11 protein-coding genes are annotated in these 15,408 nt (G+C 65.2%); 9 read left to right on the top strand and 2 right to left on the bottom strand.

What is annotated here, in order from left to right:
• Positions 1 to 60 precede the first annotated feature (60 nt).
• From WM2015_RS12435 to WM2015_RS12400, 8 genes are all read left to right on the top strand, one after another.
• Complete coding sequence (locus WM2015_RS12435) at positions 61 to 1,140, top strand: DUF4397 domain-containing protein (RefSeq protein ID WP_049726349.1); 1,080 nt, start codon at positions 61 to 63, stop codon at positions 1,138 to 1,140.
• A gap of 142 nt (positions 1,141 to 1,282) precedes the next feature.
• Positions 1,283 to 1,735 (top strand): SUF system Fe-S cluster assembly regulator, encoded by a 453-nt coding sequence (locus WM2015_RS12430; RefSeq protein WP_049726348.1) that lies wholly within the window; start codon positions 1,283 to 1,285, stop codon positions 1,733 to 1,735.
• Positions 1,736 to 1,754: 19 nt separating this feature from the next.
• The gene (gene sufB / locus WM2015_RS12425) at positions 1,755 to 3,200 is read left to right on the top strand and encodes a Fe-S cluster assembly protein SufB (protein ID WP_049726347.1); all 1,446 of its coding nucleotides are present in this window, start codon (positions 1,755 to 1,757) and stop codon (positions 3,198 to 3,200) included.
• Positions 3,200 to 3,634 (top strand): GxxExxY protein, encoded by a 435-nt coding sequence (locus tag WM2015_RS12420; protein ID WP_082169711.1) that lies wholly within the window; start codon positions 3,200 to 3,202, stop codon positions 3,632 to 3,634. Before sufB ends, WM2015_RS12420 begins: the two co-directional genes overlap by 1 nt.
• A gap of 28 nt (positions 3,635 to 3,662) precedes the next feature.
• On the top strand, positions 3,663 to 4,415 hold the full coding sequence (gene sufC, locus WM2015_RS12415; RefSeq protein ID WP_049726346.1) for a Fe-S cluster assembly ATPase SufC: 753 nt from the start codon (positions 3,663 to 3,665) through the stop codon (positions 4,413 to 4,415).
• On the top strand, positions 4,412 to 5,599 hold the full coding sequence (sufD, locus tag WM2015_RS12410) for a Fe-S cluster assembly protein SufD (RefSeq protein ID WP_049726345.1): 1,188 nt from the start codon (positions 4,412 to 4,414) through the stop codon (positions 5,597 to 5,599). Before sufC ends, sufD begins: the two co-directional genes overlap by 4 nt.
• A gap of 42 nt (positions 5,600 to 5,641) precedes the next feature.
• The gene (locus WM2015_RS12405; protein WP_049726344.1) at positions 5,642 to 6,889 is read left to right on the top strand and encodes a cysteine desulfurase; all 1,248 of its coding nucleotides are present in this window, start codon (positions 5,642 to 5,644) and stop codon (positions 6,887 to 6,889) included.
• 417 nt (positions 6,890 to 7,306) lie between these two features.
• A complete protein-coding gene (locus WM2015_RS12400; RefSeq protein WP_169751171.1) occupies positions 7,307 to 7,735 on the top strand; it encodes an iron-sulfur cluster assembly scaffold protein in 429 nt (142 codons plus the stop codon).
• On the opposite strand, the gene WM2015_RS12395 is transcribed toward WM2015_RS12400, so the two are convergent.
• Together WM2015_RS12395 and WM2015_RS12390 are read right to left on the bottom strand one after the other, a co-directional pair.
• Complete coding sequence (locus WM2015_RS12395; protein ID WP_049726342.1) at positions 7,736 to 10,432, bottom strand: serine/threonine protein kinase; 2,697 nt, start codon at positions 10,430 to 10,432, stop codon at positions 7,736 to 7,738.
• A complete protein-coding gene (locus tag WM2015_RS12390; RefSeq protein WP_049726341.1) occupies positions 10,422 to 12,128 on the bottom strand; it encodes a sigma 54-interacting transcriptional regulator in 1,707 nt (568 codons plus the stop codon). The genes WM2015_RS12395 and WM2015_RS12390 overlap by 11 nt, the downstream gene beginning before the upstream one ends.
• 228 nt (positions 12,129 to 12,356) lie before the next feature.
• Here WM2015_RS12390 and WM2015_RS12385 point away from each other — a divergent pair, with 228 nt between their 5' ends.
• Positions 12,357 to 15,386 carry a proprotein convertase P-domain-containing protein gene (locus WM2015_RS12385; protein WP_049726340.1) on the top strand — a complete coding sequence of 1,010 codons (3,030 nt, stop codon included), beginning with the start codon at positions 12,357 to 12,359 and terminating at the stop codon, positions 15,384 to 15,386.
• The last annotated feature ends 22 nt before the right edge of the window (positions 15,387 to 15,408 follow it).

Below are 15,408 nucleotides of genomic sequence, written 5' to 3'. Positions count from 1 at the left end.
TGGAAGACTCAAGCCGCACCCGAATGGTGTTCCCCCCCCTACAAGCAGAGGAACGTAACGATGCTGAGTTTGAGATTCAATCTATCGATCGCCCTGGTGACCGGAGTCCTGCTGTCGGCAACGGCTTTCGCGCAATCCCGTGTCCAGATCGTCCACGCTGCACCCTTCGCCGGCGAGATCGAGCAGACCGCGGTGTCCGTGAGTGCCAACGGATCCGTGGTCCTCGAGGATTTCCGTTTCGCCGATTTCACCGATTACCTGGAACTACCGGCTGGAGACTACGACCTGGCGGTGACGCCTGCGGGTGCGGACGATCCGGCGATCACTGCATCCGTCACGCTGGAAGACGGTATCGACTACACCGTTCTGGCCGTGGGTGATGGCGTCAAGCAGCCGCTGGCGCTTTGGGCCCTGGTCGACGATGCGCCGGCCGCCGCTGACGGCAATCTGAACATCCGCGTCGTGCACGCCGCCCCGTTCGCATCCGCCCTGGCGGACACGGAGGTGTCCATCCGAACGGCATCCGGCGACCTGGTCAACAATCTGACCGGCGTGCCCTTCTTTGCCGAGAGTGGCTTCTTCGAGGTGCCTGCCGCCGAGTACGACCTGAAGGTGGCCTCGAATGACGGGTCGACCAACTTCATCGACCCGCTGCCGGTCGAGCTCCCCGCCGGACTCGATATCACGGTCATCGCCATCGGTGACGGCGTCAACCAGCCGCTCGGTATTCTCGCCCTGCCGGTGGGCGTGCTGGAAACCCGCACCCCGGTGGACTTCACCGTGGCCGGCTGGTGGCAGAGCCTCAACACGGAGAACGAAGGCTATATCGTGCAGCCGATACCGTCCCAGAACCGGATCGTCGGCACCATCTACACCTACGATCCCTCGGGATCCGGGGCACCGGTCTGGTTCACCTTCGACGGCCCCTTCGACGGCCGGACCTCGGTTGCTGAAGTAACCGCATTTTCGGGTGCCGAGTTCGCCGGCGACACGGCGGCCACGGGCACCGTGGTGGGCACGGTGGCGCTCGAGTTCCTGGATTGTGATACTGCCATTGCCGCGATTTCCCTGGACGATTCCACGGAGTTCACCTGGGATCTCGGTCGGCTGACCCAGGCGGTCAGCTGCTCCTTCGACTGAGCCGTCGATCGACAGGCTTCGCCCTCCCGCTCGTTCAACGGGCGGGAGGGTTAATTCATACCAAATTGGTCTTGTTTAGAGCGCGCGAAGTCCACATAATAGAGAGTGAACTTTCTTCCGTGGCCGTCGGGCCGCTGTCGCCATGCTCCGAATCAGCAAACTGACCGACTACGCGACCGTCCTGCTGGCCGAACTGGCTCGTCAGCCCGAGGCCTGCGTGGCGGCCAGCGTCCTTGCCGAGGCCACTCGCCTGGAAGTGCCGACCGTGGCCAAGGTGCTCAAGACCCTGGCGCGGGCCGACCTGGTCAGTTCCGTGCGCGGCGTCAACGGTGGCTACCGGCTGGCATCGGCGCCGGAGGCCGTGTCCGTGGCAGCGATCGTTCGTGCCATGGAAGGACCGATCGCCCTGACCGAGTGCGGCCTCGAGCCGGGCCTGTGCGCCCACGAATCGAATTGCCATCTGCGCGGCAACTGGCAGCGCATCGGCGTGGCCGTGGAGCAGGCCCTGGAAGCGCTCAGCCTCGCCGATCTGGCCGGTGAGGAACCGCAGCGCATTTCCATCCGAACCGTATCCGGCGATCGCGAAATCGCCTGAGCTTCACACTGGATCTCGCATGAACCAAACCGTCGAACAAGTCGAACAGGTCATTGCCCAGCGCTACAAGGCCGGGTTCTACACCGATATCGATGCAGACCGCGTCCCCGCCGGTCTGAACGAAGAAATCATCGCCATGATCTCGGCCAAGAAGGACGAGCCGACCTGGATGCTGGAGTGGCGCCTCAAGGCCTTCCATCACTGGCAGACCATGCGCGAGCCTGACTGGGCGCATCTGAACATTCCGCCGATCGATCTGCAGAAGCTTCACTACTACGCGGCGCCGAAGCAGAAGAATCGTCCGAAAAGCCTCGACGAGGTCGATCCGAAGCTGCTCGAGACCTTCGACAAGCTCGGCGTGCCGCTGCACGAACGCGCGCGTCTGGCCGGCGTGGCGGTCGATGCGGTGTTCGATTCGGTCTCCGTGGGCACGACCTTCCAGAAGGAGTTGAAGGAAGCCGGCGTGATCTTCTGCAGCTTCTCCGAGGCGGTGCAGGAATACCCGGAGCTGATCCAGGAATACCTGGGCTCGGTCGTGCCGTACACGGACAACTACTTCGCGGCCCTGAACTCGGCGGTATTCTCCGATGGTTCCTTCGTCTACATCCCGAAGGGCACCCGCTGCCCCATGGAGCTGTCGACCTATTTCCGCATCAATGCGCGCGACACGGGCCAGTTCGAGCGCACCCTGATCATTGCCGAGCCGGGCGCGGAAGTGAGTTATCTGGAAGGCTGCACGGCGCCGATGCGCGACGAGAACCAGCTGCACGCCGCCGTGGTCGAGCTGGTGGCCCGCGAGAAGGCCAAGATCAAGTATTCGACGGTCCAGAACTGGTACCCGGGCGACGAGAACGGCAAGGGCGGCATCTACAACTTCGTGACCAAGCGCGGCGACTGCCGCGAAGACGATGCCCGGATCTCCTGGACCCAGGTCGAAACCGGCTCGGCCATCACCTGGAAATACCCGAGCTGCATCCTGCGCGGTGATCGCTCGGCCGGCGAGTTCTACTCGGTCGCCCTGACGCACAACCATCAGCAGGCCGACACGGGGACCAAGATGATCCACCTCGGGAAGAACACCACCAGCAAGATCATCTCCAAGGGCATCTCGGCCGGCAAGAGCAACAACAGCTACCGCGGTCTGGTGCGCATCGCCAAGCGCGCCGACAACGCGCGCAACTACACCCAGTGTGATTCGCTACTGATCGGCAAGACCTGCGGCGCGCACACCTTCCCGTACATCGAATCCGCCAATCCAACGGCGAAGGTCGAGCACGAGGCCACGACCTCGCGGATCGGTGAGGACCAGCTCTTCTACTGCCGCTCGCGCGGCCTGGACGAGGAAGACGCCGTGGCCATGATCGTCGACGGCTTCTGCAAGGAAGTCTTCCGCGAACTGCCGATGGAATTCGCCGTCGAGGCCAAGGCCCTGCTGGAAATCTCCCTGGAAGGTGCCGTCGGCTGATGGCCTCCGCTGAATTGAAACCGCAGATTGCGCAGATTCGCGCAGATTACGATCGCGACAGCGATCCGGAGACCTATGCGGTTATCGGTGCAGCGATGGAGGTGCATAGGACGCTTGGCCCCGGCTTTCTTGAAGCCGTCTACCAGGAGGCGCTCGAGGCTGAATTTCTCGAACGTGGAATTCCATACTTGCGAGAACATGTACTCCCCATCAATTACAAGGGGAAACGCCTCAGGACGTCCTACCAGGCCGACTTCATCTGTGCGGAGTCCATCATTGTCGAACTGAAGGCGGTGAAAGCTCTGGATTCGGTGCACGAAGCTCAAGTCATCAATTATCTGAAAGCAACCGGGATCGAAAAGGCTTTGCTTCTGAACTTTGCCACTCGATCACTCCAGTACAAACGATCTATCAATCAAACCAAATCTGCGTAAATCTGCGCAATCTGCGGTTAAAAAAATCATGCTCAAAATCAAAAATCTTCACGTCAACGTCGACGACAAGGAAATCCTCAAGGGCCTGGACCTGGAGATCGGTGAGGGCGAATTGCACGCCATCATGGGCCCCAACGGCTCCGGCAAGTCGACGCTGGGCTATACGCTCGCGGGTCGGGAGGGTTATGAGATCACCGACGGTTCGGTCCAGTTCGATGGCCGGGATCTGGCCGAGATGGAGCCGGAGGAGCGCGCCGCAGCGGGTCTGTTCCTGGCCTTCCAGTACCCGGTCGAGATCCCGGGCGTGAACAACGCCTACTTCCTGCGCGCGGCACTCAATGCGCAGCGCAAGGCGCGCGGCGAGGAAGAAGTCGATTCGATGAGCTTCCTGAAGACCGTGCGCGAGTCGCTCAAGGAACTCAAGATGGACGAGAGCCTGCTCAAGCGTGCCGTCAACGAGGGCTTTTCCGGCGGCGAGAAGAAGCGCAACGAGATCGTCCAGATGGCGGTGCTGCAACCCAAGCTGGCGATCCTCGACGAGACCGATTCCGGCCTCGATATCGACGCGCTGAAGCTGGTGGCCGAAGGCATCAATCGTCTCCGGGACGGCAAGCGGAGCTTCGTGGTCATCACCCATTACCAGCGCCTCCTCGACTACCTTTCGCCCGATCATGTGCACGTGCTCTCGAAAGGACGCATCGTCGAGTCCGGCGGTGAGGAGCTGGCACGACGTCTCGAAGACGAGGGCTATGCCTTTCTCGAGGAGGCGGCCGAGGCATGAGTGCGCTGCTCGAACGCCTGGAGAACAGCGGGCCGGCAGACGCCTACGCCGAGCTGCGCCAGCGGGCCCGCAAAGCGCTGATGAGCCATGGCTTTCCGGACCTCAAGACCGAGGCCTGGAAGTACACCTCCCTGCGCGTGCTGGACAAGCGGGACTTCAGTGGGGGTTTTACTGCGGGTGAGGCGCCGAGCCTGCCCTTCGAGGCCGATCTCATTCGCGTCTCGGCGCTGGACCAGGGTCTGCCATCCTTGCCGGATGGCCTGAGTCTCGAGCCGATGCCGGCCTCGGCGCTGGCCGAGCTGGAATACGGCGGCCGCGAAGATGCCTTCGCCTGGTTCAATCTGGCGCGCCTGTCCACCGCGTGGCGCCTGCGCATCGAGCGTCCCCTCGAGCGTCCCCTCGTCCTGTGCGTTGACACGGGCGCTGAATTCGCGGGTGATTGGCACCCACGCCTGCACATCCAGCTGGCCGAAGGGGCCAGCGCCACGCTGATCGATCTGCAGCAGGATCAGGGCAGTGGCCTGATGAATCTGGTTCAGGACATCGATCTGGCGGCGGGCAGCCAGCTGGAACACGTGATCGAGCGTCAGGGCCACGAGTCGGCGATCGTCGCGAGAACCAACGTCGAGGTCGGCAAGGATGCAAGCTACCGGGCGCGACTGCTCGATCTGGGCGGGCGTCTGCATCGCCAGGATCTGAGGATTCATCTGAACGACGCGGGCGCCCATGGCGAAATCGACGGGCTCGGCCTGATCGACAGCAAGCAGCACGTGGACGTGCATACCTGCATCGATCATCGGGTCGGCCACACGACCAGTCGCGAGGCCTTCCGCATGCTGGCCGACGGCACCGGTGTGGGCGTGTTCAACGGGCGAATCCACATCGCCCGTGGCGCCGACGACAGCCATTCGGATCTCAACACGGCCAATCTGCTGCTCAGCGACAGTGCCCGGATCAACACCAAGCCCGAGCTGGAAATCTATGCCGAGGACGTGACCGCCAGCCATGGCGCGACCATCGGCCAGCTCGACGAGGACGCCGTCTTCTATCTGCGCTCGCGCGGCGTGCCCCTCGATCAGGCGGCTTCGCTGCTCAAGCGCGGCTTCGCCCGCCTGCCGGTGGATGCGGTGGCCGATGAGGCCGTTCATGACTGGTTGGGCGAGACGCTCGATCGGCGCCTGTAGGGCGAATTATCGAATCAAGGCCCGGACCGGGAGGAACAAGGCATGGACATCGTCAAGTCGGGAATCAAGGAACAGTTGGACGTGCTCCGCCTGCGCGAGCAGTTTCCGGTGCTGGAGCGCGAGGTCCACGGCAAGCCCCTGGTCTACCTGGACAACGCCGCGACCGCCCAGCGACCGCTGAGCGTGATCGAGGCGATGGACGATTTCTATCGCCGCTACAACGCCAATGTCCATCGGGGTGTGCATCAGCTCTCGGTCGAAGCCTCCGAGGCCTTCGAGACGGCCCGCAAGGACGTGGCCCGCCTGCTCAACGCGACGAGCGATCGCGAGGTGATCTTTACCCGGGGCACGACCGAGGCGATCAACCTCGTCGCCAACAGCTACCTGCGTCCGCGGGTGAAGGCCGGTGACGAGATCCTGATCAGCCATATGGAGCACCACTCCAATATCGTCCCCTGGCAGCTGCTCTGCGAGCAGACCGGCGCGGTGCTCAAGGTCATCCCGATCAACGAGAAGGGCGAGCTGATGCTCGACGCCCTGGAGGACCTGATCGGTGAACGCACCCGACTGCTGGGCCTGGTTCATGTGTCCAACGCCCTGGGTACGGTCAATCCGGTTCGCGAGGTCTGCGAGATCGCCAGGCGCCACGGCGTCCCGGTGCTGATCGACGGTGCCCAGGCCACGCCTCACGAGCAGGTCGATGTCCAGGCCATCGGCTGTGATTTCTATGCCATGTCGGCGCACAAGATGTACGGCCCGACGGGCATCGGCGCCCTGTGGGGTCGGGAAGCCCTGCTCGAGGAGATGCCACCCTGGCAGGGCGGCGGCGAGATGATCCTGCGGGTCAGCTTCGACGAGACGACCTACAACGAGCTGCCGCACAAGTTCGAGGCCGGCACGCCGAACATCTCCGGTGCGATCGGCCTGGGTGCGGCGGTCCGCTTCCTGTTCGATACCGGCATCGAGAAGATCGCCCGCCACGAGCAGGCCCTGCTCGAGTACGCGACCGAAAGGATGTCGAAGATCGAGGGCTTGCGCATCATCGGCCAGGCCGCGCACAAAGGACCGGTGATTGCCTTCACCCTCGACGGGGTCCACCCGAACGACATCGGCACGATCATCGACCATCACGGCGTGGCCATCCGCACCGGCCATCACTGCGCCATGCCGGTGATGCAGTTCTTCGACGTCCCGGCCACGGCGCGCGTGTCCTTCGCCGCCTACAACCTGCGCGCCGAGATCGACGTGTTCCTGAATGCGCTGGAGAAGGCGCGCCAGATGCTGGTTTGAGCCACACTGCCGATGGCCTCGGTCCTGCGTCGGGTTCCAAGCGATGGCTGCGGTATTGCCTGGTTGGTTTGACGGAGATACCTGGGGTCTAGACCTGTCAGATGCTTCGGTGATTCCGCGAAATCCGTGCGTCGGGTTCTATATGGTTGCTTGGAAATTGCGCCGTCGGGTTCGCGGAGACTTCTGATGCATGGACCGTCGGGGACGTGGCCCCGACCTACGCCGGGGGGATTGAGCAAGGTGTGTAGACCGTCCTATCACGCTTGATCGAAGCCCCGCGTAGGTCGGGGCCACGCCCCCGACGGACCATATCGAAGCTGTCTCCGTGAATTCGACGATCGATATCGCCCGCTCGCTGCTCGGCAATGTCGGGGGTATCCGTACGTCGGGTTCTATGCGATGGCTCGGCGCCATAGAATGATGGCCATGGCTCTCGACCAGCTCTATCAACAGCTCATCCTGGAACACAACCGCTCGCCGCGGAACTACGGCCCCTTGCCGGGGGCGACGCATTCGGCGCGCGGTTTCGATGCCCTGTGCGGGGACGATCTGCTGTTCGAGCTGCAGGTCGAAGACAATCGCATCATGGCCGCCGCCTTTTCGGGCGAGGCCTGTGCCGTGACCAAGGCCTGCGCCTCGATGCTGACCGAGTGGCTGCCGGGGCGGGATCGTGCCGACATCGAGCGGGGGCTGTCTGACTTCGATCAGGTGCTGGAGGGTGGAGCCGCGCCGGAGCCGGATTTTCTCGGGGCCTTCGCCCAGCTCGGTGCCCTGGCTGCGTTCCCTTCGCGACAGCGCAATGCCCGGCTGCCCTGGCGCTGCGCACTCGACGCTCTGGACGCCTGATCAGCCGTTGGCGCGCAAGTCGTCGACGATGCGTTGCTGAATGATGCTGATCCGCGCGGGCTCCTCCTCGAGCAACCAGTCGAGCTCTTCCCGCCTCAGTGACTCCCTTGGCCCCGTGGGCTGACCGAAGCGGTAGACCAGCCAGGCGGCGAGGCTGCGGGCGTAGTGGGTCGGGTAGAGGCTTCTTGACTGCTCCAGGAGTTCGTTCAGCCGCGCTGGGTCGACGGTCTGGCCCTGCAGCGCCTGCAAACGGGTGGCTTCGAGCTCGTTGAAACCGCACACTTCGGGGGCCGCCTGCGCCGCCTGGGACGATTGGCAGAGCGCCAGGCCCGCTTCGGCCATGCGCAGCGCCTCGTCCAGCCTGCCCGAGGCTTCGTGGATCCAGCTGGCAATGTGGTGGAGCCAGTTCAGAAATGCAATCGTTGTCTCGGCGTTCTGGCTCGCCTCGGTGATCAGGGCATTCATGCCATCGATCGCCGCGTCGGCCTGCCCTGTGGCGCCGGCCAGATAAAGCTTGTAGGAGCGGGGATAGAACAGGTAGTGCGAGGCTTCGCCGTAGATGGCGCGCTGGTGTTCGTACAGACTGTCCACCACGTCCTCGGCCTCGTCGAGCCGGCCGACAAGCAGAAGGTAGTTGGCGCGGTCGTTGAGGGCCTGCATGGTGATGCCGTGGCGTTCGCCCAGCACCTCCCGGCCGAGCTCCGCGGCCCGTCCCATCCAGTGGGCGGCGTCCGCGTACTGGCCGTTCAGGGCAAGACAGGTACCGAGGTTCATGCTGGATACGGCAAGGGTTCGCCGATCGCTGCCGCTGAGTGACTCGGCGCGCGCCAGATGGTCGTGGAAGTCGGCGACCAGGCCATCGTCACAGCGCTGGCTGCCGCTGCCGTGGATCCGATTGAAGAGCTGGTCGCCTTCGGCCCGGAGCGTGTCCGGATGGCTCGGTCCACGAAGCCGTGTCAGTCGTTCGACGAGTTTGCGGCCATTGTTCATTGCCACGGCCGCGCCCTCGATGTAGCTGCTGAGCGCCGTTTCAGCGCGCAGCAGGTAGAGCGATAGATCGTCATCGAGCCCGAGCGCGGCCTCGGCCCGCGGGCGAGTTGCCTGGGCCAGCGCATAGGCTTCCGGGAAACGCTGCAGCCACCATCTGAGCTTCAGGGCTTCGGTCTCGGCTTCCAGGGCATCCCGGCTGGTCCAGTCATCGATGCGGCGGTAGTAGGCGCGCGCGGCTTCGATCTGGGCATCGGCGGCATCGAAGGCCTGCCAGGCCACCAGCGTCTGGCCCAGGGACAGGCGCAGGGAGGCCTCGATGGCCGGATTGTCTGCGTGTCGCTCGGAAATCAGTGCGTCGGCCTGGCCCAGGATGCCCTCGACCACCAGGTCGCGGGCCGCATCCACCGGCGCCAGGCGCTCGATCATGCTCCGAGCGTCCAAGGTCGCGGCGTCCGCTTCACTCTCGCTGCCGCCGTCGCGGCGAACGAGTTGCCCGGCGGTGTCGGAGAGGCGACCGGTCAGTCGCGCGGCCAGGTCGTTCATGTCGATCTCGGAAAGCAGGTTCTGCTGGAACTCGACCACCCGCTCGAGATCCGCCTGCCGGGCTTCGGCGAGACGCCGCTGTGACTCGGCTTCGTTCAGGCTCAGGCTCGTCGCGACCAGGCCGCCGGCCAGGCCGATCAGGGTGAGGCCGCCCAGGCCGACGGCCAGGGCATTGCGGGTCAGGAACAGGCGGGCCCGGTAGGCCCTCGAGGCGGGCAGGGCGCTGACCGGCTGGCGGTCGAGCCAGCGCTGCAGGTCCTGAACGAATTCCGCCACGCTGTCATAGCGTTCGGCCGGATCCTGGCGGATGGCCCGAGCCAGAATCGCTTCCAGTTCTCGCCGCCGCCAGCCCGACAGGCCTTTCGCGGGCCCAGCGCTCGTCAGATCGACGTCGATGGTCTTGCCCAGCAAGGAGCGGATCTCGCTCAGGTTGGTCGGGTCGCCCGTATGGGCATCGGGCCGAGCGCTTCGCCCACTGAGCATCTCGAGCCCGATGAGGCCCAGGCTGAACAGGTCCGTACGGGTGTCGATGACCTGACCGACTTCGGCCTGTTCGGGTGCCATGTAGGCGGCGGTGCCGTAGATCTGCCCATCGTTCGAGGCCTGCCCGGCCAGGCGTGCCGTGCCGAAGTCGATGATCTTGGGGGCCGCCCGGCCGTCGAGGTCACGAACCAGGATGTTGGAGGGTTTGAGGTCGCAGTGCAGCACGCCCTTCTGGTGGGCGTGTTCGACGCCGCGTCCGACCTGGATCATCAGTTCGATGCGTTCTCGCAGGCTGCTCTGCCGGGCGTCGACGTGCTTCAGCAGGGTCTCGCCGTCAACGTACTCCATGACGAAGTAGGGACTGGCATCCTCGAGGGCATCGGCCTCCAGAATCTGGGCGATCGCGGGGTGATTCATCTGCGCCAGTGCCTGACGCTCGAGTTCGAACCAGGCGCGTTCCTGAGCCGAGAGGCGGCGCTGGCGACTGAGTTTGATCGCCACCTTGCGACGAACGGGCTCGATCTGTTCGGCCTGGTAGACCACGCCCATGCCGCCCTGGCCCAGCACGCGTTCGATGATGAAGTGCCCGAGGACGCTGCCTGGTCCCAGGGCTTGAGCGCTGTCGTGAAGGGCGCGGTTCAGCGCCAGCGTGAGCGCCTGGGTCTCGGCTTCATTGCTCATCGTCTGCCCTCTCTGCGGATGCGCTCAGGCCGTGTTCCTTGAGCTTCTTGTAGAAGGTGGTCTTGCCGACACCCAGGGTCTCCCAGGCCGACTGTGCTGAACCCCGGCTCGCATCCAGGGCTGCCTCGATGGCGCGGCGTTCGGCTCGAGCGACCGCCTCGGCCAGGGTCAGAGCCGGGCTTTCGGACTTCGAATCCTCGGGTGCGGGTGCATGCTGCGTGATGCGGCTCGGCAGGTGGATTCGGTCCAGGGCCTCGCCGGGCCGCAGCAGGGCGACGGCCGAGCCGATCGCCTGACGCAGTTCACGCACATTGCCGGGCCAGGACCAGTGCTCCAGGGCCTGGATCGCGGCGCGGGTGATGCCGGGGCTGCGCTGGCCCAGCTGGGCGATGGACTGGTTGAAGAAATGGACCGCCAGCTCGGCGATGTCGCGGCGCCGCTCGCGCAGCGGCGGGACCGTCGCCTCGAAGGCGGCGATCCGATGATAGAGGTCCAGGCGGAAGCGTCCGGCCTCGATGTCGGCGTTCAGGTTGCGGTTGGTGGCGGCCACGAGGCGAACGGAAATGTCCTTCAGGGTCTTGCCGCCGATGCGATGGATACGCTCGGCTTCCAGTGCACGCAGCAAACGGACCTGGGTCTCGGGCGCCATGTCGCCCAACTCATCCAGAAACAGGGTGCCACCATCGGCGCGCTCGAAGACCCCGGCCCGGGCTTCGACGCCCGTGGCCACGCCGGCCTCGATGCCGAACAGTTCGGCCTCGAGCAGGTCCTGGGGCAGGGCAGCGCAGTTGACGGCCACGAAGGGCCCGTCGCGCTGCGGCGAGCAATCATGGATCCACTGCGCCAGCAGGTCCTTGCCGACGCCGGTTTCGCCGAGCAGCAGGATGCTGATGCGGCTGCCGGCGACCTGGGCGAGGGCCTGCAACTGCCGCTGAAACTCGGGTTCCGAGGTCCAGACACCCGGAAAGTCGGGCTTCGCTTCGGGCGAATCCAGAGCGCCAGTGTGCGATGCAGGCAGCCAGTCGAGCAGGGGGGCGAGGAGATCGCTCAGGCCGGCCTGGGCGGCCGTGACCGGATCGGCCAGCAGCCGCAGTTCCTCGGACCGCGCCAGTTCGCTCAGCTCGGCATCCTGCGGTCCGCAGGCCGCCACCGTTTCGCCACTGCTTCGATCCAGGCGCAGGGAGCTGGCCCGGGTCGACCGGGACCAGGCGGGCAGCAAGCGCGCGGCCAGGGGACTCAGCGAACGCATCGGCTCGCCGATGGCCCGCCAGAAATCATCGCGAAGACTGTTTCGCAGGGTCATGACCCGGGTTTCGGGCGCTTGCCCGGTGTCGTCCCGCGTCGGGGTCGGGCTGTCCTGGCCCGTGGCGTAGGCCAGCTCCGTGCCGAGGCCCGCCTGGGCGCGAAAACGCAGGATGGCCGCACCCAGATCGAGCACGAAATCACCGGAAACGGCCGCCCGCTCGATCGACTGACCATTGAGGCGGGTGCCGTTGGTGGACGCCAGGTCGCTGATCACGGCGCCGCCATCGGCCAGCACCTCGATCTTCACGTGTCGGCGAGACAGCCCGGGCACGTCGACCATGACATCGCAATCCTCCGAACGACCCAGCACGTGCTCGCCCGGCTCGAGCTGATGCTTGGAGGCCATCGCGCTCAGGGGTTCGAGGATGTCGAGGCGGTAGAGAAAACTCATTTCAAGGTGCCTGCGAAGGCGTCTGCGTGCCGCTGAATGTAGCGCAGTTGGTTCGCGAACGCGAACGGAGGTGGGCCGGCCTGCCCCGGTTGGGTTCGCGGTGGCGAACGTCTCGTGGGAGCTTGCGTCCTTGTTTCCTTGTAGGCAATTGAATTCAAATGCTTTTCAGTGTCTGGCACGTGTCTTGCTTATGTCTGGGTCGTCGCTTTGATTCAATGGGAGAACAGCATGTCCTTGAAGACCCTTTCGGCCTTTCTTCTGATTGCCGGTCTCAGCAGCTCGGTCCTGGCCGGTACGGTTCCGGGGGATCCGGATCCGAGCTTCGGCAACAACGGCTGGGTGGAGCTGCCCTTTTCGGTGTTGCCAAACGCGCGTGTGACCGGCCTGCACGTCGATATCGATAACAGCATCCTGGTCGTCGGGACCGCTCGTCCGGCTGGCGAGAGCTGGTACCTGGGGGCCGTGGAGTGCTTCGCTGTCCGGCTGCTTCCGAACGGTAGCCTGGATCCCTCTTTCGGAAGCTCCGGCGTCAGCCGCTTTCTCGCCAGTGATGAGGGGGGCGATTCGGGCCGATGCGAGGCTTCGGTGCTGTTGCCCGACGGGGCCCTGATCGTGAGTGGGGACTATGGTCCGGGCGGTCTCAGCGTTCGCTTTGCGCGGGTTCTTGCCAACGGCGATCTCGATCTCGATTTCGCGCCCGGCGGAATCTACAACGCGCCACTTCTGCCTTCGACCAACGGCCCGATCCTGAGCCGCGCGACACTTCTGGCGTCCGGCGAGCTGGCCGCGATGGGCCGGGTCGATATCTACGGGGGGTACGCCTGGACCTTCGATTCGGTGGACAGTAGCCGACCATCGCGCTTCGACGTTCGCCAGACTCGCCTGAGCAGCGGCCTGCTCGAAGGTCTGGATGGTCGGCTCGATGGCTTGTTCTTCTACCGCGCACAGGCCTTCGACTGGAGCGCAGACCTCCTGCAGGAGCAGGGCGGTAGCCCCCTGTCGAGTTCCAACCGGTTCATCGGAACCGACCTGGTGCGGCAGCCCGATGGACGGATGCTCGCATCCCTGTCCTCGTTCGCCGATGGAGTCAACCCGCCACCCCGAGAGCTGGCTGCCGGGCGATTTCTTGGCGATGGAACCCAGGACCTCACCTACACCTCCGGCGCGTCCGCCGCGATCGGTCAAGCGCTGATCCGGATCGAAGATCGCGGTTACTGGGCGGACACGGAGCGATACCAAAGCTCGATCGCGCTTCATCCCAGTGGCCGAAGCATCCAGGTCTCCACCGTCCGCGAAGCCGCTGACCGGTTCGAGCGCTGGGGTGCGCTGGCGGTTCGCCGTTCGAACGGAGGCGCTGAATCGACCTTCGCCGTGGGCGGTGTGGCGTTGCTGCGATCCCAGCCGGGTTCGACGACGGAGCTGCAGGCCGTTGCGGTCGCAGGCAATGGAAACCTTCTGGCTGGAGGCTTTCGTCGCGTTGGCGATGAGCGTCGCCCCGTCATCGTGCGCCTCCTCGACGACGACAATTGGAGCGCGACCTGGGACACGCTGCCGGACTTCGTCAGCCTGCCGGCCCAGTCCGCCGCGCCGCGCAGCCAGTGGGTGGTCAGTGCGCCGATCCCGATTTCCGGCCTCGACAATGGCGTCCGTGTCCCGGTCATCACGCTCGGGGGGCAATACCGGATCAATGCGGGTCCCTGGCTGCGCGGACCGGGCTGGGTGGTCAACGGCGACGTCGTCGAGCTTCGCCACTTCACGCCGTCCACCGGCGGGCAGCAGACCGGCACGGTCGCCCAGATCGGTGGGGTGCATGATCCGCGCAATGCCCGCCGCCCGGTCGGTACCGCCCAGCTGTTCACCTTTACCAGCGTCACCGAAGACCCGCTGCCGGGCGGAAAATGTTCCGAAGACGCCCTCTGCAACCACGGCCAGGCCATTCCCGACAACAATCCCAGCAGCCCGGCCGTGGCCTTCATCAACCAGATCGGCAGCTGTCCCTTCGTGACCTCGGTGCGCGTCGGCGTCGATGTCAGCCACAGCTATGTCGGCGATCTGCAGATCATCCTGGATCCGCCCAATTCGCCGCCCTTCAGCCTGATCAACCGGCCCAATCAGGCGACCGGCGGCTGCAGTGCCGATGACATCCTGGTCACCTTCGAGGCCGGCAACTATCCCGAGGCCCAGACCCAGTGCGGTCAGCTGGGCGAGGGTCTGCGTGCTCTCGATGGCACGCTGCGGCCCGCGCTGGGTTTCAGCTCCGTGATCGGCAGCAACGGCCAGGGTGCCTGGAGCCTGTCGGTGTCGGACTTCGCCGGACAGGACACGGGCACCCTCAATGACTGGTCCCTGGACATCCAGTGCTCGAACACGCCGCCCGAGCTGGCTGATCTGAGCATCGCCACGTCCCAGCCGACCAATCTCATTGCCGGCGATCCTCGCGTCTGGCAGGTGACGGTGACCAACAACGGCCCGGCACGGGTGCAGACCGGCCAGTTCAACGGTGGCACCAGCTTCGACCCGGTGACGGGCTTCCCGGAACTGACCAACATGCTCTGGTCCTGCTCCGTCCCGGCCGGTTCCAGCTGCAGTCTGCCCCCGGGTTGCGCAGGCCCCTTCTGCGCTGGATCGAGCTTCCAGGCGGGGCTGGATCTGGCGGCGGGAGCGACGGCCACGATCGAGCTGTTCGGCACGCCGGAACCGTTCAAGGCGCTGGGCGAGGAGGTCGGCTTCGAAGCGCGGGTGGACGTCATGCCGTCCATCTTCGGAACCGTCGACCCGGATACGGGGGACAACGCGGTGACCTATCGCCGCGATGTGGTCGTGGCCCAGGATCTGGCGATCACCGACGCCCAGGCCGTCATCATCGGTAACGAGGTCGAGGTCAGCTTCCGCCTGGTCAACAACGGGCCCTCGGCCGAACTCGGCAGTGCGGTGGTCGACATCCAGATGCCGGCGGGCTACGTGGCGGCCACGTCCTCCAGCTGCTCGCGCGGCGCCAGTTCGTGTACGGGCCTGCTCGAGCAGACCGGAAGCTCGCCGATCATCTGGCGCTTGAGCAATGTGACGATGGCGCCTGGCGGAGCGGCCGAGCGAGTCCGCGTGCGTGCCGCCTTTACGGGCGCCGCGCCCCCGACGGGCAACGGCAGCATCCAGCTGATCCTCTCCGGCGCGGTCAACGACTTCGATTCGAGCAATGACTACGTCGCGCTGAGCCCCGTGGCGGTCGGTGACCAGATCTTCGCCGATCGCTTCCAGTGATCCGTCGTCCTGCCGCACCGAA

It is taken from the genome of Wenzhouxiangella marina (assembly GCF_001187785.1).
Taxonomy (GTDB): Bacteria; Pseudomonadota; Gammaproteobacteria; order Xanthomonadales; family Wenzhouxiangellaceae; genus Wenzhouxiangella; species Wenzhouxiangella marina.
Note: the sequence above shows the minus strand (reverse complement) of the source record. Positions and strands in the feature narration are given on the sequence as shown.

Bases quoted from the DNA above. Each gene is read 5' to 3' on its own strand.
- WM2015_RS12405 (WP_049726344.1), top strand. From the start codon at position 5,642: ATGGACATCGTCAAGTCGGGAATCAAGGAACAGTTGGACGTGCTCCGC.
- WM2015_RS12435 (WP_049726349.1), top strand. From the start codon at position 61: ATGCTGAGTTTGAGATTCAATCTATCGATCGCCCTGGTGACCGGAGTC.
- WM2015_RS12400 (WP_169751171.1), top strand. From the start codon at position 7,307: ATGATGGCCATGGCTCTCGACCAGCTCTATCAACAGCTCATCCTGGAA.
- WM2015_RS12430 (WP_049726348.1), top strand. From the start codon at position 1,283: ATGCTCCGAATCAGCAAACTGACCGACTACGCGACCGTCCTGCTGGCC.
- sufC (WP_049726346.1), top strand. From the start codon at position 3,663: ATGCTCAAAATCAAAAATCTTCACGTCAACGTCGACGACAAGGAAATC.
- WM2015_RS12420 (WP_082169711.1), top strand. From the start codon at position 3,200: ATGGCCTCCGCTGAATTGAAACCGCAGATTGCGCAGATTCGCGCAGAT.
- sufD (WP_049726345.1), top strand. From the start codon at position 4,412: ATGAGTGCGCTGCTCGAACGCCTGGAGAACAGCGGGCCGGCAGACGCC.
- WM2015_RS12385 (WP_049726340.1), top strand. From the start codon at position 12,357: ATGTCCTTGAAGACCCTTTCGGCCTTTCTTCTGATTGCCGGTCTCAGC.
- WM2015_RS12390 (WP_049726341.1), bottom strand. From the start codon at position 12,128: ATGAGTTTTCTCTACCGCCTCGACATCCTCGAACCCCTGAGCGCGATG.
- sufB (WP_049726347.1), top strand. From the start codon at position 1,755: ATGAACCAAACCGTCGAACAAGTCGAACAGGTCATTGCCCAGCGCTAC.
- WM2015_RS12395 (WP_049726342.1), bottom strand. From the start codon at position 10,432: ATGAGCAATGAAGCCGAGACCCAGGCGCTCACGCTGGCGCTGAACCGC.